Genomic DNA, 25,487 nt, shown 5'->3' with positions numbered 1-25,487 from the left:
CACCGGCCCGAATGCGCGTCACCTGCCGGTTCCCGACGCGGGAGGCGCATATGCGCCGCCTTGTGATCGGCTCCACACCCCGGCAATAATGATCACCATGCATGTAGCCCGGCGCCTGGCGCTGACGACCGTCCTGTCCACACTCGCCCTGGGGGGCCTGTCCGCGTGCTCGCCGCAGGTCCCGGACCCCCAGCCCACCGCCGAATCGTTGGCCAAGGCCCTGGAGACCTTTGACTTCTCCTCAGTGCCCCTGAAAGGCGAGGACCCCTCGGCCGCATCCACGGCCCTGTCCGAGGCGTTCGCCCCGCTGAAGGATGTCAAGCACACGACCACCGTCCAGTCGGTGCAGACCTCCGAGAACCAGGACACGCCAACGGCGACCGCGGAGCTCAAGACCGTGTGGGACCTGGACGACACGGAAACGGATTGGACCTACGGCAGCACCGCCCAGCTCGCCTACGATGCCGACGCCAAGGCGTGGCAGGTCGACTATGCCCCCTCCATCGCCCTTCCCGGACTCGAAACCGGCCAGTACGTGGCCCTGAAGACCAGCAAGGCCGCACGCGGTCAGATCCGCAGCACCGACAAGGAGGCCCTGGTCAAGGACCGGCCCGTCGTCCATGTGGGCATCGACAAGACCCGCCTGGATGCCGGCCAGGCGGCCAGCGCGGCCAAGAAACTCGCAGATCTGGTCGACATCGACGCGGCCAGCTATGCATCCAAGGTCAAGGGCGCCGGCGACAAGGCGTTCGTCGAGGCGATCACCCTGCGGGACAACGCGGACCGTACCGCCACCGACACGAAGATCAAGGCGATCCCCGGAGGCCGGGCCATCCCCGACACCGAACCGCTGGCACCTACCCGGACCTTCGCGCGCCCGATCCTGGGCAGCGTCGGACAGGCCACGGCTGAGATCGTCGAAAAGTCGAAGGGGAAGATCAAGGCCGGCGACGTCGTCGGGCTCTCCGGCCTGCAGTCCCAATACAACGACCGGCTCTCGGGGACCACCGGCTATTCGGTGGACGTCTACGATTCCTCGCGCCAGCAGGTCCGCCAGCTGTTCAGCCGGAAACCCGTCGACGGCAAGAACATCGTCGTCACGTTGGATTCCGCGAAACAGAAGCTCGCGGAGAAGGTGCTCACCCAGGTCGATCCGGCCTCGGCACTCGTGGCCATCCGCCCCTCCGACGGGTCCATCCTCGCCGCCGCCTCCGGCCCGGCGGACCGGGGCCTGAACACCGCGATGCTCGGCAAATACGCCCCGGGCTCCACCTTCAAGGTCGTCACGGCACTGGCGATGCTGCGAGCGGGAGACAAACCCACGAGCGAGGTCAAGTGCCCGGCCACGTTGACCATCGACGGCAAGGAGTTCAAGAACTACGACGGCTACCCCGATGCCAAGCTGGGCACGATCCCCCTCTCGGAGGCCATCGCGCAGTCGTGCAACACCGTCTTCGTCAAGGGGGCCTCCACCATGAAGGCCGGCCAGCTCACCGACGCGGGAGCCTCCCTCGGCCTGAACGCCAAACCCTCCGTCGGCGCGGCCGCCTTCCTCGGATCGATTCCCGACGATTCGACGGGAACCACGTTGGCCGCCAACGGGATCGGCCAGGGTGTGGTCGAAACGTCGCCGCTGGGCATGGCTACGGTTGCCGCCTCGGTGGCCGCCGGCCAGACGGTCTCCCCGCATCTGCTGGCCACCCCGAAGCCGGATGCGGCCGAGTCCCCCACCAAGAAACTGGCCTCCGGCGAAGCATCCGAACTGAAGAAGATGATGGCCGGCACCGTCACGCACGGGACGCTGGTGGACCTGCAGAAGATCCCGGGCCCGACCGTCTACGGCAAGTCGGGCACGGCCGAATACGACGCCGACCGCAACGCCCATGCCTGGGTCATCGCCATCCAGGGAGACCTGGCCGTCGCGGCGTTCGTGGCCGAGGGCAACGGCGGCGCCCAGACCGCCGGCCCGCTGGTCCGCGACTTCCTCACCGGCGTCCAGCGGGCCGGCGGCTGAGGTGGACTGGCTGCGGGTGCGGTCGGTGGCCAACTGGGTGAACCTCTCGACCCCCGGCGGGCTGCTGGTCGCCCGGGCTGCGGGGTGTCGGGTGGTCGAGGGCGGACGCGGTCTGTATTTCGCCGCTGGCTACCGCCCACGGCTGCCGGTTGCCGGAGCCTTCACCGTCGGCAATGTGGTCCTGTTCCGCCCGCGCTACGACGACCCGGCCCGCTTCCCGGGCCTGGTTGCCCACGAGGACCGGCACAGCACGCAGTACGCGGTGTGCCTGGGTCTGCCGTTCCTGGCGCTGTATGCGGTGGCCGCCGGCTACTCATGGTGGCGCGCCGGCGATCCGGCCTCCCGGAACGCCTTCGAGCGCGATGCCGGTTTGGCTGCGGGAGGCTACATCGAACGGCCGGTCCGGTCCGCCGCCGACGTCCTGCGCGAGCTCAGGCGATGGAGCCGGCACCGAGGCTGAGGTCCGCGGCGGGGTCCAGGGCCTCGCGGGCCACGAGAAACAGCCCGCGCGCGAGCTGCCCGGGGTCGGCACCGCCAGCGCCCGTCGGGGGGACATGGACGAAGCCGCCGCGCACCCCGCCTCCTGCCAGCTCGTGCATCAGGGTGTAGAAGACCTGGTTGCATGCAAAGGTGCCCGCGCTCTGGGAAACCTGGGCGGGCAGGCCGGCGGCAAGCAGCCCCGCCAGAGTGCGCTTGATGGGCAGGGTCGTGAAGTAGGCAGCCGGCCCTCCGGCGACGACCGGCACGTCGATGGGTTGTTCCCCCGCGTTGTCCGGGATGCGGGCATCGATGACGTTCAGGGCGGCCCGTTCCAGCGTGATGGCGGATGTTCCGGCGTTCAGGCCGATGCAGATGACCAGCTCCGGCTGGTGCGTTTTCAGTGCCTGTCGCAGGGCTCCCGGTGCCGTGGCGAAGACGCACGGCAGCTCGACGGCGGTGGCCGGCTGGCCCGCCGCACTGAGTTCCCCGGCCGCCTGGCGTGCGGCCACGATGGAGGGGTTCGTGGCGTCACCGCCAAAGGGCTCGAATCCGGTGAGCAGGATCATCGCGCACCGCCCCCCTGGTCCGCTGCTGCGGGTGTGGCTGCGTGGCGTGACACGATGGCCTCGACGATCGGCACGTCGGCGGGGATCCAGGCCAGGGCGGCGATTGCGTCGCCGGCCAGGTCCACCCACCGCAACTCGTCATGGTCCTCCAACGGAGCCGGTTCCCCGCCGGTGATCGCGGCGAGCCACACGCGCATGGCGGCTGGGCCCGCGAGCTTCCAGCCCTGGTCGGTCGGGCCCTCGATTTCGGTCCCGAGCTCCGCCACGATGCCGAGTTCCTCGCTTAGTTCACGCAACAACCCGGTCTCACACGATTCACCCGGTTCCACCTTGCCGCCGGGAAATTCCCACATCCCGGCCAAGGCCGGAGGACTGGTGCGGCGGGCGGCCAGGAGCCGGGTCGGGGCGTCCAGGTCATCGACCAGGGCTGCTCCGACGATCTGTTTCAGCCCACTCACCGCGGAGCACCGTCGTCGTTCCCGGCAACGTTCGCGGAGGCGGCCCCGGCCCGGGGGATGTCTGGTTCGAGGTAGATCACCGTGGCCGTCGCGACCGCGTCCCTGATGCGGGATTCGACGTCGTCGATGGACCCGGCGATCTCCTCGCCAGTGACCCCGCGGGAGATCCCGATCTTGGCGGCCACCAGGATCTCGTCCGGGCCCAGATGCAGCGTCTTGAGGTGGATGATCGTGGTGCCGTCGGACGTGATGGCCGCTTCGATTTTCGCGATGTTCTCCCGCGATGCGGCCTCGCCGAGCAGCAGGGATTTCGTTTCGACGGCCAGGATGATCGCGATGCAGACCAGCAGCAGCCCGATCATCGCGGTTCCCGCCGCATCGAAGAGCCCGTTGCCGGTCAGCAAGGTCAATCCGACGCCGATCAGGGCGAAGAACAGGCCGATCAGGGCGCCCAGGTCCTCCAGCAGGATGACCGGCAGCTCGGGGGCCTTGGCCCGGCGCACGAACTGGACCCAGCCGGTCGTGCCGCGGACGTGGTTCGCCTCGCGGATGGCCGTGCGGAAGGACAGCGCCTCGGCGATGATCGCGCCGACCAGGACGGCGATGGGGACCCACCACCAGGGGCCCTCGATGCCGTGCGGGTCCTTGAACTTCTCGTACGCCTCGTACAGGGCGAAGAGCCCGCCGACGGTGAAAAGGACGATGGAGACGATGAACGCGTAGATGTAGCGTTCCCGTCCGAACCCGAAGGGGTGCTCGGGGCTGGCCTGGCGTTTGGACCGCTTGCCGCCCACGAGCAGCAGCACCTGGTTGCCCGAGTCCGCGACCGAGTGGATCGCCTCCGCGAGCATGGACGATGACTGCGTCAGCAGCCAGGCCACGAATTTGAAGACCGCAATGGTCAGGTTCGCCGCCAATGCCGCGATGACCGCCTTGCTCCCACCGGATGCTGCCATGTTCTCCGCCTCTGTCGTGGCGCGGGGCGCCGTCGGGAATCGTCTACCGACACGCTACTACGCCGGCCGGCCACTTCCGGTCCGCTCCGTCGCCTGCCTAGCGGGAATGGCGCTGTGCACGGGCCGAGGCATAGAGGCAGACGGTTGCGGCGGTGCCGACATTCAACGACTCCGCGACCCCGTACAACGGCACCGCCACGCGGTGTCCGGCAGCAGCCAACTCGTCCTCGTCCAGGCCCCGCGCCTCGTTGCCGAACAGCCACGCGGTGGGATCCTCCAGCCGCGGCGCGTCACCGGGTACGACGGCGGTCCCCGGCAGGGCGCCCGCGGAACCCTCCAGGCCCTCAGCTGCCCGTCGTGAGGCGCTGTCATCCTGCAGGACGTCCAGGTCCACCGCCCCGTATCCGTCCGCGGCGAGCAGCTGGACCCCCGCCGCGCCGGCGGCCTCCACCACTGTCCGGAAGGGTGCCCCGGTCACGATCGGCAAGTGGAAGACCGAACCAACAGTTGATCGGACCGCCTTGGGGTTGTAGATGTCAACGCTCCCCTCGGTCAACACGATGGCATCGGCTCCCGCGGCATCGGCGGCCCGCAGGATGGTTCCGGCGTTGCCGGGATCCTGCACGCGGCACAGCACCGCGACCAGGCGCGGTGTACCGGCAAAGACCTCATCCAGTGTCACTTCGGGGATACGGCACACGGCGAGGATGCCCTGCGGAGTGACGGTGTCGGCCATGGACGCGAGGATCTCGGGAGTCGTGGTCCGCCATCGGATCCGGTCACGCGGTGCCGCCAGTTCGGGGTGGCGCTCCAATGCTTCGGGGGTCGCGAAGACCTCTTGGACGATCCCCTGCCGGCCCGTCGCGACCGCGTCGTCGTGGGCACTCAGGGCCTCACGCACTGCTTGCGGCCCCTCTGCCAGGAACGCCCCGCGCTTCGCCCGGCCGGAGCGGGTCGCCAACCGGGCGACCTCCTTGACCCGCTCGGCGCGCGGATTGGCCATCTCTGGTTCGGAGGCATGCGCTGCGTTCATGGGAAGAACCTTATCGGGGTAGGGGTGCTGGTGGTTAAACGGCCGAAGGGACGGAATCCCCTCGGATTCCGTCCCTTCGCCGAACGGGTCTGGCCCGTCGAGCAGCGCTGGCTACTTGGAGAACTGCTGGCGGGACTCGCCGCCAGCCGGCTCGAAGCCGGCGGCCTTGGCGGCCTCGATCGAGTTGAACCAGAACTCCGGCTGGGTCTGCTCGTACCAGGTCGAACCCGGGACGTGGTACTTCTTGGACTGGTTGCCCTTGATGACGTAGCCCTCGGGGGCGTCCTCGCCCTCAACGGCATTCATGACACCTTCACCCTCGGCGGAGGCTGCGGCCTTGGGAGCTGCTGCCTTCGGAGCGCTCGCCTTCTTGGCTGCCGGCGCGGCGGCGGCCTTCGGAGCGGACTGCGTAGCCGGGGCATTGACGTCGGCCGGCAGTGCGTCCTTGGCGACCTTGACCAGCGCGGTGAAGGCGTTGGCGTCGGAGATGGCCAGCTCGGAGAGCATACGGCGATCAACCTCGACCTCGGCGGCCTTCAAACCCTGGATGAGGCGGTTGTAGGTCAAGCCGTTGGCGCGGGATGCAGCGTTGATGCGCTGGATCCAGAGGCGCCGGAAGTCGCCCTTGCGCTTGCGGCGGTCGCCGTAGCTGTAGACGAACGAGTGGAGCAGCTGCTCCTTGGCCTTGCGGTACAGGCGCGAACGCTGCCCGCGGTAGCCCTTGGCCCGTTCGAGAACGACCCGGCGCTTCTTGTGGGCGTTGACCGCCCGCTTCACACGTGCCACGTGTGTACTCCTTAATATCTAGCCCTCGGTGTGCCTTTGATGCGGCGACCAGCCCGGGGGAACTCCATGGATGGGTGGGAACGGTGGTTCCCGGTGCGTCTGCTTAGAGGCCGAGCATCCGCTTGATGGTCTTGGTGTCCGCCTTGGCAACGATCCGGTCGCCCTTCAGCTGACGCTTGAGGCTGGAGGGCTTGTGCTCCAGGTAGTGGCGACGATTGGCCTGTTGGCGCTTGAGCTTGCCGCTACCGGTGAGCTTGAAGCGCTTCTTGGCGCCGCTGTGGGTCTTGAACTTCGGCATATCCGCCGTTCTCCTTACGTGCTCCCGTTACCCTGTTCAGGCCGGGGATCTTTCAGGTTTCCGGTGTTGGAAACCCGTGGGTCAGGTGTGCCGCCCCGAGGGGCATACCGCATCGGGCTACTTGCCCGGACGCGGCTTCGCGGTATTGCGTGGTGCCGGCTTCGGAGCAGGCTTGGGGGTTGCCATGGGCTTCGGCACAGGCTTCGGAGTCGCCACAGGCTTGGGAGCTGCTGCGGGCTTTGCCGCGGCCGGCTGGGGGGCCGCTGCGGGCTTCTCCGCAGGCTTGGTCGCGGCGGCTTTGGGGGCTGCAGCCTTGGGCGCTTCGGCCTTCGGTGCAGCAGTCTGGGGCGCCTCGGCCTTCGGTGCAGTCGCCTTCGGCGCTTCGGCCGCGGGAGCGGCCTTGGCTGCCTCGGCATCCTTCTTGGCCTGCTCGGCATCCTTCTTGGCCTGCTCCGCGTCCTTCTTGGCCTGTTCGGCGTTGTCGGCCTCGACCTGTGCCAGACGTGCCTGGAACTCATCCGGGAGGTTGTCCCCGAGGGACTGCGTCATCGCAGGCTTGTCGTCCGACGTGTCGACGCGACCTTCCTTGACTGCAGTCGCCTTGGCCTTGTCCGACTCCCGCTGCGCCTGGCGGCGTGCTTCGGCCTTGGCCTCGGCCTTGTTCTTCAGCGGCCCGACGACCATCACCATGTTGCGTCCGTCGATGCGCGGGCTCGACTCGACGACACCAACTGCGGCGACGTCCTCGGCGAACTTGTTGAGCAACCGGATGCCCATCTCGGGGCGCTGCTGTTCACGACCGCGGAACTGGATCATGGCCTTGACCTTGTCGCCGGCTCCGAGGAAGCGCAGCGCGTGGCCCGTCTTCGTCTCGTAGTCGTGCTTGTCGATCTTGAGCCGGAAGCGGACTTCCTTCAACACCGTGTTGGTCTGGTTCTTGCGCGCCTCGCGTGCCTTGACGGCGGCTTCGTACTTGAACTTGCCGAAGTCCATCAACTTGCACACCGGAGGCTTCGCCGTCGGCGCCACCTCAACCAGATCAAGGTCGGACTCCGCGGCCAGACGCAATGCGTCCTCAATGCGGACGACGCCCACCTGTTCGCCATTGGGTCCAACCAGCCGCACCTCGGGGACGCGGATTCGATCATTAATGCGTGGATCGCTGATGTGTAACTCCTGCTGTTCGTTGTCCGAAACCACCAGCAACATGGAGAAGGCCTCCAGCTGCGCGGCAGATGGAGGCCTGAAAATTCGGTTTGGGTGCAATCGCACGCCACGGAACCAAGATTCCGATCCGAGTGACCCGGCAACCTTGGGCGGTTACTGCGGGTGGGAGTAGGCCTCCACTTGCATACTCGCTTTGCCGCCTCCGTTCATCCTGCCCGTTGGGGCGGAACTCACGGAATAAGCAAAACCAGTCGGTCTGTGAAAAGCTTAGCAGCATGAGTACCCCTGAAACCAATCCGGACGCCACGTTCGGTGAGACCAATCATGTCCGCGACATCGCCGAGGTTGCGGCTGTGGAAGTCATCACGACGGCGGCCGTGCACCTGATGAGCGCCGCAGCGGTCAAGTGCGGACTCGCCGAGGGCGAAGACGCCGAAGAGCTGAAGGACCTGGACGAGGCGCGCAAGCTCATCACCGCCCTCGCCGGGTTGATCACCGCGGCCGCCCCCGAAGTCGGCTCCCAGCATGCCGGACCGTTGCGCGACGGATTGCGGTCGCTGCAACTGGCCTTCCGCGAGGCCTCCACGATCCAGGACCCTCCGGGCCAGGGACCGGGCGAAAAGCTCACTGGTCCGGTGAACTGACTCCTTCTCTTCCCGTCTTCCAGGAGGCCGTCGTGATCACGACGGCCTCCTTTTTTGTGCGCCTCGGGAACCTTAGATCCGGGTTGGTCCTTGGAGGGCCAGTTCCAGTGAATCGACTCGGGCGGCGAATTCTGCGTGTGAGCCAAGGGCCTGCTGGAGTCGCTGGAGGATGGCTGCCGCCTGCTCGCGTCCCGTTTCCGCACGGATGGTGACCTCGATCCGCAATTCCGGCCCCGGACCTCCCCCGGGCACTACCGTGCCGTCGGCCGAACGGGAGGCAACACCCCTGCCGGGCGCCGCGGTGAGGCCCACGATGGCAGGGTCGGCGTCGGCGGCCGACTGTAGCACCGGCACGAGGCCCTTGTCCGCGTAGCTGGGAGTCCATTCCCGCTGCTGGGCCAGTGCCCACATGGCTGGCCGCCGCAGTACGAAGGTCAGGTCCGCGCCCGGATCGATGACGAGAAGCTGGGCTTCCTCGGCTACTGCAGACAGTGCTGCCCGAGGCGCGTAAACGGCAACGGGGCGGGCCTGGGCATGCCATGCATGCAGCCGCTCCACGCTGCTGAAGACCGGGAGAGCCAGCCGGCCGTCGGGTGCCTTGATGGTCACCAAGGCCATGTCGGCTTCCTTGTCCTCGGTGAATCCGTGGTCGCCGATTGCCCCTTCGGCGAGCGTGGCGATGACGGGGACGAACACGCGGGCGTGCGACAAGGCGCGGTGCACCGACTGCTCATCACCGACGCCTGCCTTCAGTGCGTCGATGGCGGCGACGTAGGCGGGATCTGGTTGTCCGTCATCCGCATCGAAGTTGTGCAGCGGGTTGCCCTCACCCGTGAGATCACGGCCCGACCACGGCTGGCCGGCTGAGTCGGATCGCTCTCCCGCTTTGAGGAGTGCCGCCTCGATGTGGCCGGGCAAATGGCGGCCGATCCGTGGCCGCCTCCCGGACTCATCACCATGGGGCTTTTCCCGCGGAATGGGCTGGTCGTCTGGGGGCATCGGCTACCGGCGCCCCGCGACGTCGAGAGCCTCGGGCAGGGTGAACTGGCCCGAATAGAGGGCCTTGCCAATGATGGCCCCTTCGACGCCATCTGGTACCAGGGCGCGCAATTCACGCAAGTCGGCGAGGCTGGAGATGCCGCCGGAGGCGATGACAGGACGACTGGTCCTCGTGCACATCTCGCGCAAGAGATCCACGTTCGGTCCGCGCAGGGTCCCATCCTTGGTCACGTCCGTGACGACGTAGCGGGCACAGCCGGCGTCCTCGAGACGGGCCAGCACCTCCCAGAGGTCGCCACCCTCGCTGGTCCAGCCGCGACCGGCCAACGTGGTGCCCCGGACGTCGAGGCCGACGGCGATCTTGTCCCCATGACGGGCGATTGCCCGGGCGGTCCATTCGGGTGCTTCCAGGGCAGCTGTCCCGAGGTTGACCCGCGCCGCACCGAATTCGAGGGCGCGTTCGAGGGATTCATCATCTCGAATGCCCCCGGAAAGCTCGACCTTGATGCCCAGTTCCCGGGAGATCCGCGACACGGCCTCGGTGTTGTTCCCGCGGCCAAAGGCCGCATCCAAGTCGACAAGGTGGACCCACTCGGCGCCATCCTGCTGCCAGGCAAGAGCCGCGTCCAATGGGTCCCCGTAACCGGTCTCACTGCCGGCTTCGCCTTGGACGAGGCGAACTGCCTGCCCGTCCGCGATGTCGACCGCCGGCAAGAGTTCGAGAATGCTGTTCTGATTCATGATATTCGTCTCCGGTCGTCGTCGGGGGTTGGCTCGGGTGGTACTGGTTTGCCGTTGTCCGGGCCCTGGGGTCTAGTCGAGGGTCAAGATGTAGGCCGCGAGCAGCGACATGCCGGCCAAGACCCATGCGGTGATGATCCAGGAGATATGGGCCTTCTGTTGGCGTAGCGACAGCGCGCCTCCGGCCAGGACGCCACCGAGGGCCATGAGGAGGATGCTCCACATCAGGCAAGGGTTCCCAACCAGTTGGCGAGCAGTTGCGCACCGGCATCGCCGGACTTTTCGGGGTGGAATTGGACAGCCGAGAGCGGCCCGTTTTCAACAGCCGCGATGAACCGGCTGCCGTGCTCGGCCCACGTCACCGCTGGCGGTGTCATGCGGGGCTGGGCCACCGGGAAGTCCCACTTCTGCACGGCGTAGGAGTGCACAAAGTAGAACCGTTCGTCCTCGATACCGGCGAAAAGTCGTGAGCCCGACGCGGCCTCGACGGTATTCCACCCCATGTGCGGCACCACCGGCGCGTCCAGGCGCTCAACGGTTCCGGGCCATTCGCCCAGTCCGGCGGTGCGGAGGCCGTGTTCAACGCCCTCCTCGAAGAAGACCTGGTGTCCGACGCAGATTCCCAGCACGGGGCGGCCGCCTGCGATTCGGCGTCCAATGAGGGGGCCGGCCCCGACCTCCTTCAGCGCCTGCATCACACTGGCGAATGCGCCCACCCCGGGCACCACGAGTCCATCCGCTTCTCGGATGTCCTTGGCGTCCTTGCTGAGCTTTACCTCTGCTCCAACATGTTCGAGGGCGCGAACCGCGGAGCGGACGTTGCCGGATCCGTAGTCCAGGACGGTGATGCGGGGCCCGGCCACCTAGAGCGCCCCCTTCGTCGAGGGTATGGCGCCGCCCGTCCGGACGTCCGGTTCCACTGCCTCGCGCAGGGCGCGTGCGAAGGCCTTGAATTGTGCCTCAACGATGTGGTGCGGATCGCGCCCCGAGAGGACGCGCATGTGCAGGCAGATCTGGGCATGCAGAGTCAACGCCTCGAAGACGTGACGGGTCAGGGATCCGGTGAAATGTCCGCCGATCAGGTGGTACTCCTGGCCCGCCGGCTCGCCGCCGTGTACCAGGTACGGACGCCCCGAGATGTCGACCACGGCATGGGCCAGCGCCTCATCGAGAGGGATCGAGGCTTCACCGAAACGGCGGATGCCTGCCTTGTTGCCCAGCGCCATCCGAAGTACTTCACCAATGGTGATCGCGATGTCCTCCACTGTGTGGTGGACATCGATGTGGGTGTCGCCGGTGGCCTGGACAGTGAGGTCAATCAGCGAGTGTTTGGCCAATGCCGTAAGCATGTGGTCGTAGAACGGGACGCTCGTGCTGATGTTGGCAACGCCGGTTCCGTCCAGGTCGAGCTCGACGACGACGGTGGACTCGCTGGTGGCGCGCTCCATGCGTGCGCGGCGACCGCTGAGCAATTCTGCAGGCACAGACATTCCTTCGGTGTGGTGGGGCAGGGCGGCAGATGTGGCAGCCCGCAGTCAAGTCTAGCTGTCGTGATCCGACGGGGCGGAGTCCCCGGACGACAGCAGTTCCTCGAGGGCCGTAAGGAAGGCGGTGGTCTCGGCTTCGGTTCCCGCCGTGACCCTCAAATGGCCGGGAATGCCGACGTCGCGAACCAGTACCCCGGCGTCAAGCAACCCTTGCCAGGTGCGTCCGGCGTGCTCGAGCCCCCCAAAGAACACGAAGTTTGAATCGCTGACTGCGGGTTCGAGCCCCAGCCGGGTGAGTTCGGAGACGATGCGGTCGCGTTGATTCTTGATATCCGCCACCGTGGCCAGCAGGGAATCTACCTGCTTGAGTGCGGCGTTGGCAGTCGCCTGGGTGATGGCGGAAAGGTGGTACGGCAAGCGCACAAGCCGCAGTGCGTCGGCAATTTCGGGTGCGGCAGCAAGGTAGCCGACCCGCGCTCCGGCCAAGGCGAACGCCTTGCTCATGGTTCGCGTAACGATCAGTCGTTCACGCCCCTGGAGCAGCGTCAGGGCCGATTCGGTACCCTCGAGGGCGAATTCGGCATAGGCCTCGTCGACGATGACGATCGCGTTGCTGGCCCGTCCCGCGTCGTAGACGGCCTCGACGACATCCAGGCCCAGGGCCGTACCAGTCGGATTGTTCGGGGAGCACAAGATGACGAGGCTAGGCGCCTCGGCGATGACCTGCTCGGCGGCGGAGGCTGCGCTGAGCCCGAAACCCAAACCCCGCTTTCCGGCGATGTATGAAGTGTCGGTACCACTGGCAAGCAACGGATACATCGAGTAGGTCGGTGGGAAGCTCATGACGCTGCGTCCCGGGCCGCCGAACGCCTGGAGGATTTGCTGGAGGACTTCATTGGAACCATTGGCGGCCCACATGTTCTCCGCGACCAGGCCATGGCCCAGGTAGTTTGCAAGGCGTTCGCGCAATTCGGTGAATTCCCGGTCCGGGTATCGGTTCAGCGTGAGGGCGGCCGCGGTGACGTCCTCGGTGATGGCCCTGCAGACGGATTCCGGTAGCGGATGCGTGTTTTCGTTGACGTTCAGCAGGACGGCGACGTCAAGTTGCGGTGCACCGTAGGGTTCGATGCCGCGCAGATTCTCCCGCAACGGCAGTTTGGCCAGTCTTTCCAGCTGATTACTCACCGCACCATTCTAATTCCGTGGTGGGCCGCCCGAGGAATTTGAAGATGAGCCGGCAGTCACAATGACGGTTCAGCTGCCGGTTGGAACGAAGATCTGCTGCCCCGGGACCAACACGGAACCATGCAGGTCGTTCATTTCGGTGATCTCCGCGACGGCTTGCTGGCGATCCCGGTCTGGCGCGAATTCCGCTGCCAGATCCCATACGGTGTCCCCTTGCATCACCGAGACCGTAGTCGCCTCCACCGGCGCGGTTCCGGACGATCCCGCTGCCATCACGGGTGCGGTGAAGATGCCGGCAAGTACCAATGCCGCGGTCGCCGCCAGCATCAAGGGCAGACCAATCAGGAGGAAACGACCCCGCCGGGTGAGTTCGATCCGCGGGGAAACTGGTGCCCGACGGATGTCGCGGGCGACCCGCGCGTCGACGCAATCATTCGTGCCGAACGCCGGGGCAGTCAATGCGATGTGAGCCATGGTCTTGCCTTCCTTTCGACCCGCCGCTGCGGGTACCTGTCGCGGATGCCGCGAATCTTCTTCGAACTCATATTCGAACTTCTTGATCATTTTTAGCATCTTTGTACGAGCATTGTCGAGACACGTTCGAATAAATCTTTGAATGACCGTCTCCGCTGCCCTAGAGTGGAGGCATCGGCTGAACGGATGAGAGTCCATCAGCCGCATCCGACAGATTGCGCACAGGCCCGGTACGCCGGCGATTTACCAGGACGGGATGGACCATGAGCTCAGCGGAGACTCCGGCGCCGAAGAAGGCACCCAAGGGCCTGACGGCTCGGCAACGAAGGATTCTGGAGACGATCCAGCGGGCCGTCGCCGACAAGGGCTACCCACCGTCGATGCGCGAGATCGGGGACACGGTCGGGCTGGCCAGCCTGTCCAGCGTCACCCACCAGTTGAGCCAGTTGGAAAAGCTTGGGTACATACGCCGTGACCCCCGTCGTCCGCGGGCCATGGAAATCCTGCTGCCCCTCAGCCTCGGAACCGCCGCTGCCTCGGACACGACGGGGAAGGCGCCCGAGGACACGGCCAGGGAGCGCGCAGACCTGTCGGTCGTCGAGATGGACTCGTCCGCCGATGTGGCAAGAGTCCCGCTGGTCGGCAGAATCGCTGCCGGTGGGCCGATCCTTGCAGACCAATCCGTCGAAGATGTCATGTCCCTACCCCGTCAGCTGGTCGGGCATGGCGAGCTCTTCATGCTCAAGGTCAGCGGGGATTCAATGGTGGAGGCGGCAATCTGCGACGGCGACTGGGTGGTCGTCCGGCGCCAGCAGCATGCAGAGAACGGCGACATAGTCGCCGCGCTCCTGGACGATGAGGCCACGGTGAAGACGTTCCGCCAACGAGACGGACATACGTGGCTGCTGCCCCAGAACCGGCAATATGAACCCATCCTCGGCGATCACGCCACCGTCATGGGCAAGGTCGTTTCGGTGATGCGCTCGATCTAGGACTCCCGTCCGCCCGGCCCCCGTCTTCCGCGGACGGGGGCCTTTGCGTTCAGGATCAGCTGGATGCGATGCGGGCCAGGGCGCCCAGGACAACTTTCTTGTCGGTTGTGGCCCACATGGGTGGAAGCGAGGCGCGCAGGAAGTTTCCGTATCGTTCGGTGGCCAACCTCGAGTCCAAGACAGCGACAACGCCGCGGTCGGTGGTGGACCGGATCAACCGCCCCGCCCCCTGGGCCAGTCGCACGGCGGCATGGGAGGCCGAAACCGCCATGAACCCGTTGCCGCCATGCCTGGCGACATCCCGGCTACGGGCCGTGGACAGTGGATCGTCAGGCCGGGGGAAGGGGATCCGGTCGATCACCACGAGTCGGCACGAGGGGCCGGGGACATCGACCCCCTGCCACAGCGTCATGGTTCCGAACAAGCAGGTGTCCCGTTCGTCCGCGAATTGCTGGACCAGGGTGGACATGCTCGATTCGCCCTGGCAGAGGATATCCGGGTCCACCCTCGGGCGGAGTGCCTCTGCGGCTTCCTCGGCGGCCCGGCGCGATGAGAAGAGCGCAAGCACTCCCCCACCCGATGCCCCGATCAGGTCGGCCAGTTCGTCCAAGGCCTCCGGCGAAACGCTCCTCGACGGCTTCGGCAGGTGACGTGCCACGTAGAGCATGCCCTGCCGCGTGTAGTCAAAGGGGCTGCCCACGTCGATGCCCGTCCAAGCCGGGGCGCCCTCACCGAGGAGCCCCAATGAACCGGCGACGGGTTCGAAGGCGGCGCCGATGGCCAAGGTGGCAGAGGTCAGAACAACGGTTCGCCCATCGAATAGACCCTCGCGGAGCTTGCCCGCGACGGACAGTGGGGCAACGTTGATGGTGGCCGGCGCGGAGTCATCGGGAGCCGTGTAGCCGGCGCCCGGGGTGAAGCTGCCCTGGCGCGAGATCCAGACGACTTCTCGCTCGTCGGCCGGTCCGTCGAGTCGATCGCATTGTTCCGTCAGGTACAGGAGCTGGGAACGTGCCATTTGCCGGCCGCCGTCAGCGGTTTCGCCGTTGGCCGGTTTCGAGTCGGACAGGGCAACGCGAGCGGCTTCCCGGACGGCGGCCACGGCACCGCGCTGTTCTTCATTCAACCCCTTGGGAAGCAGCCCTGCGGGAACGCCGTCGAGGGCGTCGGCCAGGGCCTGGCCCGCGCGGTTCAGGGCCTCCACGGCCACGCCCTTGCAATTTCTCCGGGTGGCTGTCGCCGCGCCAGAGACCAAAGCCGCCGAAATCGGGCGCGTGACTGAACTGGTCACCCGGTCTTGGAGTTCGTGGGCCTCGTCGATGATCACGGTGTCGAATTCGGGCAGGACTGCCAGCCCTTCGAACGCCGACACGGCGAGCATAGCGTGGTTGGTGATGACGATGTCGGCCTCGCCTGCCTTCTTGCGGGCCAATTCACTGAAGCACTCTTCTGCCATGGGGCACTTCTGCGCGCCCAGGCAATCCATGGCACTGACCGATACCTGCCGCCATGCCCGTTCACTGACCCCGGGCACCAGATCATCGCGGTCCCCGGTCTCAGTCTCCTCGGCCCATTCCCGGACCCGCACCACTTCCTGGCCCAAGGCGGAAGATGGTCCGGCCCCGACTGTCAGCGGTCGTGCCGCACCGTCGTCGTCCAGGGCGAAGAGCGCCCCTTCATCCTCGTCGGGGTATCCGCCTCCGAGCTTGTACTTGCAGGCGTAGTTCGAGCGCCCCTTGGCCAGGGCGACGTCGAGCCGACGCGGCAGCTCGTCCGCAAGGTTCTCCAGTAGGCGGGGGACATCTCGGCCAACGATCTGCGCCTGGAGCGCCAAGGTGGCGGTGGAGACCACGACCGGTTTGTCCGATTCGAGTGCATGGGCAATCGCCGGGACGAGGTAGGCGAGCGACTTGCCGGTGCCCGTGCCGGCTTGCACGAGCAAGTGTCGCCCTGACTCCAGAGACTCCACGACCTGTCGGGTCATTTCATGCTGTCCGGTGCGGCTCTCGCCACCCATGCGTTCCACGGCCCGGTCCAGGAGGGCCACCACGTCTTGTACTTCAGCCATGGACGACGAATTGCTCCAGTTCCGCGGCGAGTACGCCACGCACCTTGACTGACATGCGGGTCCCCTCGGGGGTGTGTTCGGTGGAAAGGATTTCGGCATCGGTGCCGTGCAGGCGGTTCACCAGGTCCCCCCGATCGTAGGGGATGAGCAACTCCATGCCCACGTCGGGACGCGGGATCGAGGAGCTGATCCGCTCCAGCAGCTCGGGGATGCCCCCGCCGGTGCGGGCCGAGACGACGACATGATTCGTCTCGCGCTGGCGGATTCGTTCAACGACGAACGGGTCGGCGATGTCCGCTTTGTTGAGCACGATGATTTCCGGGATGTTCTGTGCATCGACCTCCGTGAGCACTTGGCGAACGGCATGGATCTGGCCCTCGGGGTCCGGGTGGGAAGCGTCGACGACGTGGAGGATCAGATCGGCGTCGGCGATCTCCTCGAGCGTGGAGCGGAAGGCCTCCACCAACTGGGTCGGCAACGAGCGGACGAAGCCCACGGTGTCGGCAAGCGTATAGCCGACACCGTCTTCGGTCTCCGTACGCCGCACGGTGGGGTCCAAGGTGGCGAACAGGGCGTTTTCGACCAATGCGCCGGCATCGGTCAGGCGGTTCAGCAGCGAGGACTTCCCCGCGTTGGTGTATCCGGCAATGGCCACGGCCGGCACGGCATTACGCTTGCGATTTGACCGCTTGGCCTCACGCGCAGGCTTCATGCCCTTGATCTCCCGGCGCAGTTTGGCCATGCGGTCACGGATCCGCCGGCGGTCCAATTCGATTTTCGTCTCACCGGGACCTCTGGAGCCGATGCCGCCGCCGGCGGCGCCGACGCGGCCTCCGGCCTGCCGCGACATGGATTCGCCCCAGCCACGCAGCCGAGGCAGCAGGTACTCGAGCTGGGCGAGCTCGACCTGCGCCTTGCCCTCGCGGCTCTGGGCATGCTGCGCGAAGATGTCCAGAATCAGGGCGGTCCGGTCGATCACCTTGACGCGGACGATGTCCTCCAGGGCACGACGTTGGGACGGTGCCAGCTCGGAGTCGATGACCACGGTGTCGGCCCCGGTGCTGGCCACGATGTCGCGCAGTTCCTGGGCCTTTCCCGAACCGAGGAAGGTCCCGGGATCTGGCTTGATACGCCGCTGGACGAGCCCGTCAAGGACCTCGGAGCCCGCCGTCTCCGCCAGTGCGGCCAGTTCGCGCAGCGAGTTCTCCGCTTCCTGCGCGGTGCCCTCCGTCCAGATGCCCGCCAGGACGACGCGTTCGAGGCGCAACTGCCGGTATTCGACCTCGGTGACGTCCTCGAGTTCGGTGGACAGTCCGGCGACACGGCGCAGGGCGTTACGTTCTGCCAGGTCCCGCTGCTCCCCGTCGGCCGTCGAATGCCCGCCGCCGTTCGCGCCGAGGGCCAGGGCCTTACCGCCCAGTGTCGACGGCGATTCCCCGGTGGTGCGCGGCACGGCGCGGCCGGTTGCATCGTCGGTCGCCAGGATGCGGTCGATGACTGACTGGATCTCGTCCTCGTTGAGGTCGTGGTCGCGTGGATTGGGCTCGTTGTGAGTGGTCATGTTCCCCTTTGAAGGTGCTTCCATCGATTCTAGTCCGGCTCACCGACACGTCGAGGTTTTCCTCCAGCGGCCGAATACGAACTGCACATCGACTACCCCAGTGATTGGGACAAGCCTACCACTTGCGGAATGCGCGCCCGGGGCCGCTGATTCGCTTTGGCATCCTCCGGCCGGTTAATCTTCCATTCATGGGTTCGGACCACTATTTCAGCGCACAGCCGTCCACGCCGTTCAACCGCAAGCACATCCTGGTGTCCCTCGGTGGCGAAGATCGTACGGTCAACACGGCCGGCGGCATCTTCAGCCCCGACGGAATCGACAAGGGCACTGCGGTGCTCCTGCATGAGGTTCCGGCTCCTGCCCCGACGGGGGAGCTCCTGGATATCGGCTGCGGGTGGGGGCCCATAGCCCTGAGCATGGCCCTGGCGTCCCCCGGTGCCACGGTCCATGCGGTGGATGTGAACGAGCGGAGTCTGGAGTTGACTCGTGAGAACGCGGCCGGGCTTTCCCTGCAGAACATCGTGGCCACCACTCCCGAGGCGGTTGACGAGGGCCTCCGCTTCCAGACCATTTGGTCCAACCCCCCGATCCGTGTCGGGAAGGAGGCCCTGCACCAGATCCTGCTTCAATGGATTCCGCGGCTGGCTCCCGGGGGAACCGCGTGGCTGGTCGTGCAGAAGAATCTCGGGTCCGATTCCCTGCAGGGCTGGCTGAAACGTGAACTGCCAGCCGGTTTCACCGTGGCACGGCACTCCACCGCCAAGTCGTTTCGCATCCTGCGCATCGACCGCTCTGCCGACATGCCGGGCGCCGACCTGGTTGGGCGTTAGGCCAGGGACCCCTCGGCCACCAGCACGGCCGGTCCGTCCAGGACCACATGCTCCCGCCCGTCGGGACCGATGACGAAGGACACCGACACCGTTCCGCCGGGCACGTGTACATCCCATCGATCCGCCGGGGTGCCGCCGGCCCAATGCCGGATGGCCACAACGGCGGCGCAGGCACCAGTACCGCACGAGCGGGTCTCCCCCACTCCACGCTCATGGACGCGCATGCGGATCGTCCCCACCCCGGCGTCGACCAGCGGGTCGGAGGGCAGAACGAACTCCACGTTGGTGCCGTGCTCCGGAACGGGATCCACCACGGGAGTATGATGCAGGTCCAGATCGTCGAGCTCGGCGGCCTCGGACAGGGCGACGACGGTATGCGGGTTGCCCATGCTCACGCTCAGCGCCGGACGGGGCACCGCCATGCCGGCGTCCACGATCGAGTCCAGTGCGCGCTCCTGGGCCTGGTCCGGAAAAATGAACTCCCAGGGCCCCATGTCCACGGCGTAGCCGGCAGCGGAGCGGGTGATGACCTTCACGCCGGCGCGCGTGCCAATGGTGAGGGCCTCGCCGTCGTCCAGCGTCACGAATCCACGGCTGACCAGGAAATGCACGAAGACGCGTACGCCGTTGCCACACATTTCCGAGATCGACCCGTCGCCATTGCGGTAATCCATGAACCACTCCGCGTCAGGGTTCTCCGCCAGCAGGGCACGCCCCTCGGCCAGCGTCCCGGATCTGATGGCCCGGATGAAACCATCCGCGCCGATGCCCAGATGCCTGTCACATGCGGCGGCAACCTGTGCGGGCAGGACGTCCCGCGTGTTGTCCGGGTCCGCGACCAGGACGAAATCGTTTCCCGTCCCGTGGCCCTTCGTAAAGGCCAACCCGGAGAGTTCGCGGAGTCGTTCGGCGTGCTGGTCGGGGCCCGTGGTGCTCATGTCCCTAGCCTACGTGCCCGAACTCGCCTCAAAATCACCCACGGCCTTGCAGATCCCACCGGGCGCCTCGGGGGCGAGGGCGTCGAACCAGGCAATCCGGGGGTCGGCCCGGAACCAGGTGAGTTGTCGCCGGGCGAAACGTCGAGTCGCCACCGTCGTCGATTCGATGGCCTGCTCGACGGTGCAGCTGCCGTCGGTGACCTGGAGGAACTGTGAATACCCGATGGCACGCGAGGCGGTCCTGGTTTCGCGCAGGCCGCGGGCTGTCAGTTCGCGGACTTCGGCGAGGAGCCCCGCTTCGTGCATGCTTCGGACGCGTCGTTCCAGCCGTTCGTGCAGGAGGGGCCGCTCTAGGTCGAGCCCGACTTGGAGGGTTGGCTGGCGGTACACGCGCTGGGGCATGTAGGAGCTGAAGGGACGCCCCGTGATCTCATGGACTTCCAAAGCGCGCACGAGCCGGCGCTCATCGAGCCCACGCGCCGCGGATTCGGGGTCCGCCGCCAGCAGCCTCTCTTGCAGCCCCGCCGTGCCGTGCTCGCCTGCCTCGGCCTCCAGCCGATGGCGTACCTCGGGATCGGTGGGCGGGAAATCGAGTTCATCGATCGCGGCACGGACGTAGAGCCCGGAACCACCAACCAGGATCGGGAGGCGGCCACGTCCCTGGATCCCGGCGATCGCCTCGCGTGCCTGCATCTGGAAGGTTGCCACGCTGGCTTCCTCGCTGATGTCCAGGATGTCCAGGAGGTGGTGGCGGATCCCCCCGCGTTGGTCTACGCCGAGTTTGGCGGTGCCGATGTCCATGCCACGGTAGAACTGCAAGGCGTCTGCGTTGACGATCTCGCCGTCGAACCGTTGCGCCAGCATGATCGCAGTGTCCGATTTGCCGGTCCCCGTTGGTCCCACGACGGCAATGAGCGGCCTCACCGAATGCTACGCACGTCGCGGGAGCGCCGGCATCCCCAGGGAGACTCCCTTGCCGTTGGCAGTGGCCGCGGACCCGCCGCCGGCCCCGCAGGAATCGGCCTGCGACCGGTCCCAGGCATCCCCGGCACGCGAACGACGCAGCTGGTAGTCCTCCACCATCGCCGGATCCGCAAGGAGATGGAAGGCGGCCGCTGCGGTGACTTCCACGGTGACCAGGTCACCGGGTCGCGGCTGTTCCCCTCCATCGGGCACCGAGAAGTGCACGAGGCGCTGGTCACGCGCCCGGCCGGAGAGTCGGTGGGTCTGTTCCGCCTTGCGGCCGGAACCCGCGGTGACCATGATTTCAACCCGGCGTCCAACGTGCCGGGCGTTTTCCTCTGCACAGATGCGGTCCTGCAAGGCGGTCAGCCGTTCGTAGCGTTCCTGGACGACTTCCTTGCGCAGCTGGTCGGGCAGTTCGGCTGCCGGGGTGCCGGGCCTCTTCGAGTACTGGAACGTGAAGGCGCTGGAGAACCGGGATTTCTCGACCACGTCCAGGGTGGCTTGGAAGTCCTCTTCGGTCTCCCCGGGGAATCCCACGATGATGTCGGTGGTGATGGCCGCCTCGGGCATGCGTTCCCGGACCCGGTCCAGGATGCCCAGGAACTTCTTCGACCGGTAGGACCGTCGCATGTCCTTGAGCACCTTGTCCGACCCGGATTGCAGCGGCATGTGCAACTGCGGCATGACATTCGGCGTTTCGGCCATCGCCTCGATGACGTCGTCCGTGAAGGCCGCCGGGTGCGGGCTGGTGAAACGTACGCGCTCCAGCCCCGGGATCTGGCCGCACGCCCGCAGCAGCTTTCCAAACGCGAGCCGGTCGCCGAACTCGACGCCGTAGGAGTTCACGTTCTGGCCCAACAGGGTGACTTCGATGGCGCCGTCGTCGACCAGGGCCTGGACCTCAGCGAGGATGTCACCGGGACGCCGGTCGCGTTCCTTGCCGCGCAGCGACGGAACGATGCAGAAGGTGCAGGTGTTGTTGCAGCCCACGGAGATCGAGACCCAGCCGGAGTACACGGAATCGCGTTTGGTGGGCAACGTCGAGGGGAAGACATCGAGTGACTCGAGGATTTCGAGCTGGGCCTCGTTGTTGTGCCGGGCGCGCTCGAGGAGCGTCGGCAGTGAACCGACGTTGTGGGTTCCGAAGACGACGTCAACCCAGGGTGCCTTGCGCAGGATCGTCTCGCGGTCCTTTTGCGCCAGACAGCCGCCGACGGCGATCTGCATGCCCGGGTGCTGTTCCTTCACGTGGGCCAAACGCCCGAGGTTGCCGTAGAGCTTATTATCCGCGTTTTCCCGGACGGCACAGGTGTTGAACACGACAACGTCCGCTTCCCCGCCTCCGTGGGGATCCTGCCGCGGGACCATGCCGGCCTCCTCGAGCAGGCCGGCGAGACGCTCCGAGTCGTGGACGTTCATCTGGCAGCCGTAGGTGCGGACCTCATAGCTGCGCTGGGCGGTGCCGGGGGCCAGGGTGGAATCGGTGCTGGGAATGGTCAAACTCACCCCCCCAGAGTACCGAACGGGGCAGGGGCTGGGGAATCGGCCGGCAGCTGTCCGCCCCAAGGGGCGTCGTTGCCAGTCAGCTGCGTTCGGCGGGCCAGACCTCGTTAACCACCCGGAAGGCCACCCCGGGGCCGTATCCCTTGCGGCCAAGCATCGACACCAGGCGGCGGACACCCTTGTCACGGTCGAGACCGTCCGCCATGGACCGCACCTTTTTCTTGACGAGTTCCCGGGCCATGTCCAGTTCATCCGCGTCGCTGACCTGTTCCAGGGCCTCCTCGGCGGCTTCGTCGGCGACCCCTTTTTCCCGCAGTTCCCACTTCAACGCGCTGCGGGAGAGCCCCCGCGTGCGGGCCCGTCCCCGGACCCAGGAGTCCGCGAAGGCAACGTCATCGACGAGTCGGAGTTCCTCGAAGCGGTCGAGCACGCGCTTGGCCGCGTCATCGGGGACGTCGCGTTCGACCAGCTTGTCGGCCAGTTGCTTCCGGCTTTTCGCGGAACCGGTGAGCTGTCGCAGCACGATGGCCCGTGCCACGGCATCCGGGTCCGCCTCGGGATCACGATCCGGTGCAGGCCGTCGCCGCGTCATCCCGGCCGGGCGCTGCGCCGGCATGTCGTCACCTGCCTGTCCACAAGGTCCGGCGTTGCTGTCTTCGCCCGGCTTCGGCATGCCAGGCGAGAACAGCGATCCCCCGGAGCCGTCGTCGTCCGTGAGGCCACTGTAGTCGTGTGGCTTCGAACCCATCGCGTTCCCGTCCCGTGCGCCCCGGGGCTAGGAGTCGTTGCCCACAGCGCGCAGCTTTGGATCACCCGGCTCTTCGGGCTGGACACCGATACCGAGCTTTTCCTTGATCCGGCGTTCCAGCTCATCGGTCAGGTCCGGGTTGTCGCGCAGGAACTTGCGGGCGTTTTCCTTGCCCTGGCCGAGCTGGTCGCCGTCGTAGGTGAACCAGGCACCGGACTTCTTCACGAACCCCTCCTCGACGCCCATGTCAATCAGGCCGCCTTCACGGGAGATGCCCACTCCGTAGAGGATGTCGAATTCGGCCTGCTTGAACGGCGGCGCCATCTTGTTCTTGACGATCTTGGCCCGTGTTCGGTTGCCCACCGGGTTCGTACCCTCCTTGAGCGTCTCGATGCGTCGGACATCGATCCGCACGGAGGCGTAGAACTTCAGCGCCTTGCCGCCGGTGGTCGTCTCGGGGCTGCCGAAGAAGACGCCGATCTTCTCGCGGAGCTGGTTGATGAAGATGGCAGTCGTCTTTGTCTGGCTCAGACGACCGGCGATCTTCCGCAGCGCCTGGCTCATCAGGCGGGCCTGCAGCCCCACATGGCTGTCGCCCATTTCGCCTTCGATTTCGGCACGCGGAACGAGAGCTGCCACGGAGTCGATGACGATGACATCCAGGGAACCTGAGCCGATCAGCATGTCCATGATTTCGAGCGCCTGCTCACCGGTGTCCGGCTGCGAGACCAGCAGCGCGTCGGTGTCGACGCCCAACTTCTGGGCATATTCGGGGTCGAGGGCGTGCTCGGCGTCGATGAATGCGGCGATTCCGCCATTGCGTTGCGCATTGGCCACAGCGTGCAGCGCCAAAGTGGTCTTGCCGGAGGACTCCGGCCCATAGATCTCCACGACACGGCCACGTGGAAGTCCACCGATTCCCAAGGCGATGTCCATGGCGATCGAGCCTGTGGGGATGACCTCGATCTTGGCGCGGGTTTCATCCCCCAGTCGCATAACCGATCCCTTGCCGTACTGCTTGTCGATCTGCGCCAGCGCTGATTCGAGAGCCTTTTCGCGGTCCATTGCTGCGGCCATCATTCACCTCGGTTGTCTTGCGGCCCTGGGGCCTGTTTTCGTCCTGCTTCACACGGTATGCGCCGAACCGGACAATTTGGCGCCGGCCCTCGTTCCTGTGGAGAACAGGGACCGCACCCGTGTCATGTCTCCCGCCTCAGCCTACAACCCTTCCGAACACACGTTCGAATCCGAGACGGCGTGTCCTGGTGGATTATTTCTTGAGCGCGACGTCCCGCCCCAGCCAGCGTTCGGGTGGCACGTCTTGTTTTTCGCACACGGCCAGCCAGATCCTCCGGGGTTCCGTGCCGGACGACAGGGCCTGTTCGGCGCTCTTGTCGCCGAGGTCCGCCAACACAAGTTCGGAAGCCAGGACACGGGAATAGCCCGCCCCGAACTCGTCATCCATCAGCCGCCAGAAGTCGCTTCGTCTCACGTCGTCCATTCTTCCATGTGCCGGTCGTTCCGACCCTAAGATGGTGCCATGAATGAACCTGCCCCCGCAGCCGCCGAAGCCGCACAGCGGACCCAAGCGATCCACGACATGGAGGAGCAACTCAGCTTCCTGTGGCGTCGCGCCCGTGCCAACGGGAACAAGGTGGCCAAACAGGTCCACCCGGATATGGAACCGGGCGCCTACGGGCTGCTCGCAGCGTTGCAGCGCCGCGGCACGCTGCGGTTGACCGAGCTGGCGGCGGAGATCGGTGTCGGCAAGCCGTCGGTCAGCCGTCAGGTCAAGATGCTCGAGGAGCTTGGTGTGTTGACTAAAGTCGCCGATCCGGCCGACGGCCGGGCCCAGTCCATCACGCTCACCGTGGTCGGTGCCCGGCAATTGGCCACGGCGCAGGAGTCACGGCAGCATATCTTCCGCGATCTGCTGGCCGATTGGCCGGATGTCGAGCTCCAAACCCTCGCCAGCTTGCTGGCGAAGTTGAACCACTCCTACCTGAATGATCGGGCCTGAGCCGGCACAAGAAAGAGGACAGCCGCCTCGGCAGCTGCCCTCTCCCCTCAAGTGATTCGATGCTTCGGCTGCCCTGGCATTTTCCGGGGCCGGACCGTACGCCGCTAGTGTGACGCTGCGAGGTCCTGGGGCAGGCCCTCGGTCCAGTCCTCCGGGAGGACGTTGGAGAACTGGTTGGCAAGGTCCGACGGGACGGTGTCCGGGATGTCGACGCCCTCGGCCATTGCCACGCGGTCACTGACCTCGCGCAACATCAGGGAGAGCGGGACATCGAGGGCCCCGCAGATCGATGAGAGCAGTTCGGACGATGCTTCCTTCTGTCCGCGCTCCACCTCGGAGAGGTAACCAAGGGAAACGCGCGCATTATGCGAGACCTCGCGCAGGGTCCTGCCCTGACGCTGGCGGACATCCCGCAGGACGTCACCGATCTCGTGGCGGAGTACTACCATTTTGTGCTCCTTGTGCTCGCGACGGGCATCTTCTGCCAGGCCCACATCGCGCCAACGGACGACGCCGTTTACGGATACGGGTTGCTTGACCATGTGTATCGCCTTACTCCTTCAGATCCTGTGC

Annotated in this window: 29 protein-coding genes; 6 read left to right on the top strand and 23 right to left on the bottom strand. The window is 66.4% G+C overall.

Going from position 1 to position 25,487, the window contains the following annotated elements:
- The first annotated feature begins 97 nt into the window (after nt 1-97).
- Both AC1MEQ_RS16885 and AC1MEQ_RS16880 read left to right on the top strand, forming a co-directional pair.
- On the top strand, nt 98-2,014 hold the full coding sequence (locus AC1MEQ_RS16885) for a penicillin-binding transpeptidase domain-containing protein (RefSeq protein WP_479792365.1): 1,917 nt from the start codon (nt 98-100) through the stop codon (nt 2,012-2,014).
- 1 nt (nt 2,015) lies between these two features.
- Complete coding sequence (locus AC1MEQ_RS16880; RefSeq protein ID WP_479792364.1) at nt 2,016-2,474, top strand: hypothetical protein; 459 nt, start codon at nt 2,016-2,018, stop codon at nt 2,472-2,474.
- Here the strand turns inward: AC1MEQ_RS16880 and pcp are convergent.
- From pcp to infC, 7 genes are all read right to left on the bottom strand, one after another.
- A complete protein-coding gene (gene pcp / locus AC1MEQ_RS16875; RefSeq protein ID WP_479792362.1) occupies nt 2,446-3,060 on the bottom strand; it encodes a pyroglutamyl-peptidase I in 615 nt (204 codons plus the stop codon). The two genes, AC1MEQ_RS16880 and pcp, sit on opposite strands and share 29 nt — an antisense overlap.
- Nucleotides 3,057-3,518: a (deoxy)nucleoside triphosphate pyrophosphohydrolase gene (locus tag AC1MEQ_RS16870; RefSeq protein ID WP_479792360.1), complete on the bottom strand. Its 462-nt coding sequence runs from the start codon at nt 3,516-3,518 to the stop codon at nt 3,057-3,059. Before AC1MEQ_RS16870 ends, pcp begins: the two co-directional genes overlap by 4 nt.
- A complete protein-coding gene (locus AC1MEQ_RS16865; protein ID WP_479792359.1) occupies nt 3,515-4,474 on the bottom strand; it encodes a cation diffusion facilitator family transporter in 960 nt (319 codons plus the stop codon). The genes AC1MEQ_RS16870 and AC1MEQ_RS16865 overlap by 4 nt, the downstream gene beginning before the upstream one ends.
- A gap of 97 nt (nt 4,475-4,571) precedes the next feature.
- Nucleotides 4,572-5,507: a TrmH family RNA methyltransferase gene (locus AC1MEQ_RS16860; protein ID WP_479792355.1), complete on the bottom strand. Its 936-nt coding sequence runs from the start codon at nt 5,505-5,507 to the stop codon at nt 4,572-4,574.
- Nucleotides 5,508-5,618: 111 nt separating this feature from the next.
- Nucleotides 5,619-6,293 carry a 50S ribosomal protein L20, sunset domain variant gene (gene rplT, locus AC1MEQ_RS16855; RefSeq protein ID WP_479792353.1) on the bottom strand — a complete coding sequence of 225 codons (675 nt, stop codon included), beginning with the start codon at nt 6,291-6,293 and terminating at the stop codon, nt 5,619-5,621.
- A gap of 103 nt (nt 6,294-6,396) precedes the next feature.
- Entirely contained in the window at nt 6,397-6,591 is a 195-nt protein-coding gene (gene rpmI, locus AC1MEQ_RS16850; RefSeq protein WP_479792351.1) for a 50S ribosomal protein L35, read from the bottom strand.
- A 117-nt stretch (nt 6,592-6,708) separates the two neighbouring features.
- Nucleotides 6,709-7,800, bottom strand: a complete 1,092-nt coding sequence (gene infC / locus AC1MEQ_RS16845; RefSeq protein ID WP_479792349.1) for a translation initiation factor IF-3 — start codon at nt 7,798-7,800, stop codon at nt 6,709-6,711.
- A 233-nt stretch (nt 7,801-8,033) separates the two neighbouring features.
- On the opposite strand from infC, the gene AC1MEQ_RS16840 reads away from it, so the two are divergent.
- A complete protein-coding gene (locus tag AC1MEQ_RS16840; RefSeq protein ID WP_479792348.1) occupies nt 8,034-8,402 on the top strand; it encodes a DUF1844 domain-containing protein in 369 nt (122 codons plus the stop codon).
- Nucleotides 8,403-8,474: 72 nt separating this feature from the next.
- On the opposite strand, the gene AC1MEQ_RS16835 is transcribed toward AC1MEQ_RS16840, so the two are convergent.
- The 7 genes from AC1MEQ_RS16835 to AC1MEQ_RS16805 all read right to left on the bottom strand — a co-directional run bounded on the left by AC1MEQ_RS16835 (nt 8,475) and on the right by AC1MEQ_RS16805 (nt 13,378).
- The gene (locus tag AC1MEQ_RS16835; RefSeq protein ID WP_479792346.1) at nt 8,475-9,320 is read right to left on the bottom strand and encodes an SseB family protein; all 846 of its coding nucleotides are present in this window, start codon (nt 9,318-9,320) and stop codon (nt 8,475-8,477) included.
- 84 nt (nt 9,321-9,404) lie between these two features.
- Nucleotides 9,405-10,142, bottom strand: a complete 738-nt coding sequence (gene priA / locus AC1MEQ_RS16830) for a bifunctional 1-(5-phosphoribosyl)-5-((5-phosphoribosylamino)methylideneamino)imidazole-4-carboxamide isomerase/phosphoribosylanthranilate isomerase PriA (RefSeq protein ID WP_479792343.1) — start codon at nt 10,140-10,142, stop codon at nt 9,405-9,407.
- A 72-nt stretch (nt 10,143-10,214) separates the two neighbouring features.
- Entirely contained in the window at nt 10,215-10,367 is a 153-nt protein-coding gene (locus tag AC1MEQ_RS16825; protein WP_479792340.1) for a hypothetical protein, read from the bottom strand.
- On the bottom strand, nt 10,367-11,005 hold the full coding sequence (gene hisH / locus AC1MEQ_RS16820; RefSeq protein WP_479792338.1) for an imidazole glycerol phosphate synthase subunit HisH: 639 nt from the start codon (nt 11,003-11,005) through the stop codon (nt 10,367-10,369). Before hisH ends, AC1MEQ_RS16825 begins: the two co-directional genes overlap by 1 nt.
- Nucleotides 11,006-11,632, bottom strand: coding sequence for an imidazoleglycerol-phosphate dehydratase HisB (hisB, locus tag AC1MEQ_RS16815; RefSeq protein ID WP_479792337.1), 627 nt, complete (start codon nt 11,630-11,632; stop codon nt 11,006-11,008).
- Between the two features lie 51 nt (nt 11,633-11,683).
- Complete coding sequence (locus AC1MEQ_RS16810) at nt 11,684-12,814, bottom strand: histidinol-phosphate transaminase (RefSeq protein WP_479792335.1); 1,131 nt, start codon at nt 12,812-12,814, stop codon at nt 11,684-11,686.
- Between the two features lie 69 nt (nt 12,815-12,883).
- Entirely contained in the window at nt 12,884-13,378 is a 495-nt protein-coding gene (locus tag AC1MEQ_RS16805; protein ID WP_479792334.1) for a LysM peptidoglycan-binding domain-containing protein, read from the bottom strand.
- 173 nt (nt 13,379-13,551) lie between these two features.
- Between AC1MEQ_RS16805 and lexA the strand changes: the two genes are divergently transcribed.
- Nucleotides 13,552-14,280: a transcriptional repressor LexA gene (lexA, locus tag AC1MEQ_RS16800; RefSeq protein ID WP_479792331.1), complete on the top strand. Its 729-nt coding sequence runs from the start codon at nt 13,552-13,554 to the stop codon at nt 14,278-14,280.
- Nucleotides 14,281-14,335: 55 nt separating this feature from the next.
- Here the strand turns inward: lexA and AC1MEQ_RS16795 are convergent, their stop codons facing one another.
- Together AC1MEQ_RS16795 and hflX are read right to left on the bottom strand one after the other, a co-directional pair.
- On the bottom strand, nt 14,336-16,348 hold the full coding sequence (locus AC1MEQ_RS16795; RefSeq protein WP_479792329.1) for an ATP-dependent DNA helicase: 2,013 nt from the start codon (nt 16,346-16,348) through the stop codon (nt 14,336-14,338).
- Nucleotides 16,341-17,909: a GTPase HflX gene (hflX, locus tag AC1MEQ_RS16790; protein WP_479792327.1), complete on the bottom strand. Its 1,569-nt coding sequence runs from the start codon at nt 17,907-17,909 to the stop codon at nt 16,341-16,343. The genes AC1MEQ_RS16795 and hflX overlap by 8 nt, the downstream gene beginning before the upstream one ends.
- A 188-nt stretch (nt 17,910-18,097) precedes the next feature.
- Here hflX and AC1MEQ_RS16785 point away from each other — a divergent pair, with 188 nt between their 5' ends.
- Nucleotides 18,098-18,739, top strand: coding sequence for a class I SAM-dependent methyltransferase (locus tag AC1MEQ_RS16785; protein WP_479792325.1), 642 nt, complete (start codon nt 18,098-18,100; stop codon nt 18,737-18,739).
- Here the strand turns inward: AC1MEQ_RS16785 and dapF are convergent.
- The 6 genes from dapF to AC1MEQ_RS16755 all read right to left on the bottom strand — a co-directional run bounded on the left by dapF (nt 18,736) and on the right by AC1MEQ_RS16755 (nt 24,386).
- On the bottom strand, nt 18,736-19,677 hold the full coding sequence (gene dapF / locus AC1MEQ_RS16780; protein WP_479792323.1) for a diaminopimelate epimerase: 942 nt from the start codon (nt 19,675-19,677) through the stop codon (nt 18,736-18,738). The genes AC1MEQ_RS16785 and dapF overlap by 4 nt on opposite strands.
- Before the next feature lie 9 nt (nt 19,678-19,686).
- Complete coding sequence (gene miaA, locus AC1MEQ_RS16775; RefSeq protein ID WP_479792322.1) at nt 19,687-20,541, bottom strand: tRNA (adenosine(37)-N6)-dimethylallyltransferase MiaA; 855 nt, start codon at nt 20,539-20,541, stop codon at nt 19,687-19,689.
- 66 nt (nt 20,542-20,607) lie between these two features.
- Nucleotides 20,608-22,149 carry a tRNA (N6-isopentenyl adenosine(37)-C2)-methylthiotransferase MiaB gene (gene miaB / locus AC1MEQ_RS16770; RefSeq protein ID WP_479792321.1) on the bottom strand — a complete coding sequence of 514 codons (1,542 nt, stop codon included), beginning with the start codon at nt 22,147-22,149 and terminating at the stop codon, nt 20,608-20,610.
- A gap of 76 nt (nt 22,150-22,225) precedes the next feature.
- Nucleotides 22,226-22,894 carry a regulatory protein RecX gene (locus AC1MEQ_RS16765; RefSeq protein WP_479792319.1) on the bottom strand — a complete coding sequence of 223 codons (669 nt, stop codon included), beginning with the start codon at nt 22,892-22,894 and terminating at the stop codon, nt 22,226-22,228.
- 27 nt (nt 22,895-22,921) lie between these two features.
- On the bottom strand, nt 22,922-23,971 hold the full coding sequence (gene recA, locus AC1MEQ_RS16760) for a recombinase RecA (protein WP_479796166.1): 1,050 nt from the start codon (nt 23,969-23,971) through the stop codon (nt 22,922-22,924).
- A 193-nt stretch (nt 23,972-24,164) separates the two neighbouring features.
- Nucleotides 24,165-24,386 (bottom strand): DUF3046 domain-containing protein, encoded by a 222-nt coding sequence (locus AC1MEQ_RS16755; protein WP_479792318.1) that lies wholly within the window; start codon nt 24,384-24,386, stop codon nt 24,165-24,167.
- A 48-nt stretch (nt 24,387-24,434) separates the two neighbouring features.
- Between AC1MEQ_RS16755 and AC1MEQ_RS16750 the strand changes: the two genes are divergently transcribed.
- Nucleotides 24,435-24,914: a MarR family winged helix-turn-helix transcriptional regulator gene (locus tag AC1MEQ_RS16750; protein ID WP_479792316.1), complete on the top strand. Its 480-nt coding sequence runs from the start codon at nt 24,435-24,437 to the stop codon at nt 24,912-24,914.
- 104 nt (nt 24,915-25,018) lie between these two features.
- Here the strand turns inward: AC1MEQ_RS16750 and AC1MEQ_RS16745 are convergent, their stop codons facing one another.
- Nucleotides 25,019-25,456, bottom strand: coding sequence for a helix-turn-helix domain-containing protein (locus AC1MEQ_RS16745; RefSeq protein ID WP_479792315.1), 438 nt, complete (start codon nt 25,454-25,456; stop codon nt 25,019-25,021).
- Nucleotides 25,457-25,487: the final 31 nt, after the last annotated feature.

It is taken from the genome of Arthrobacter sp. ASL1 (genome assembly GCF_056680475.1).
Note: the sequence above shows the minus strand (reverse complement) of the source record. Positions and strands in the feature narration are given on the sequence as shown.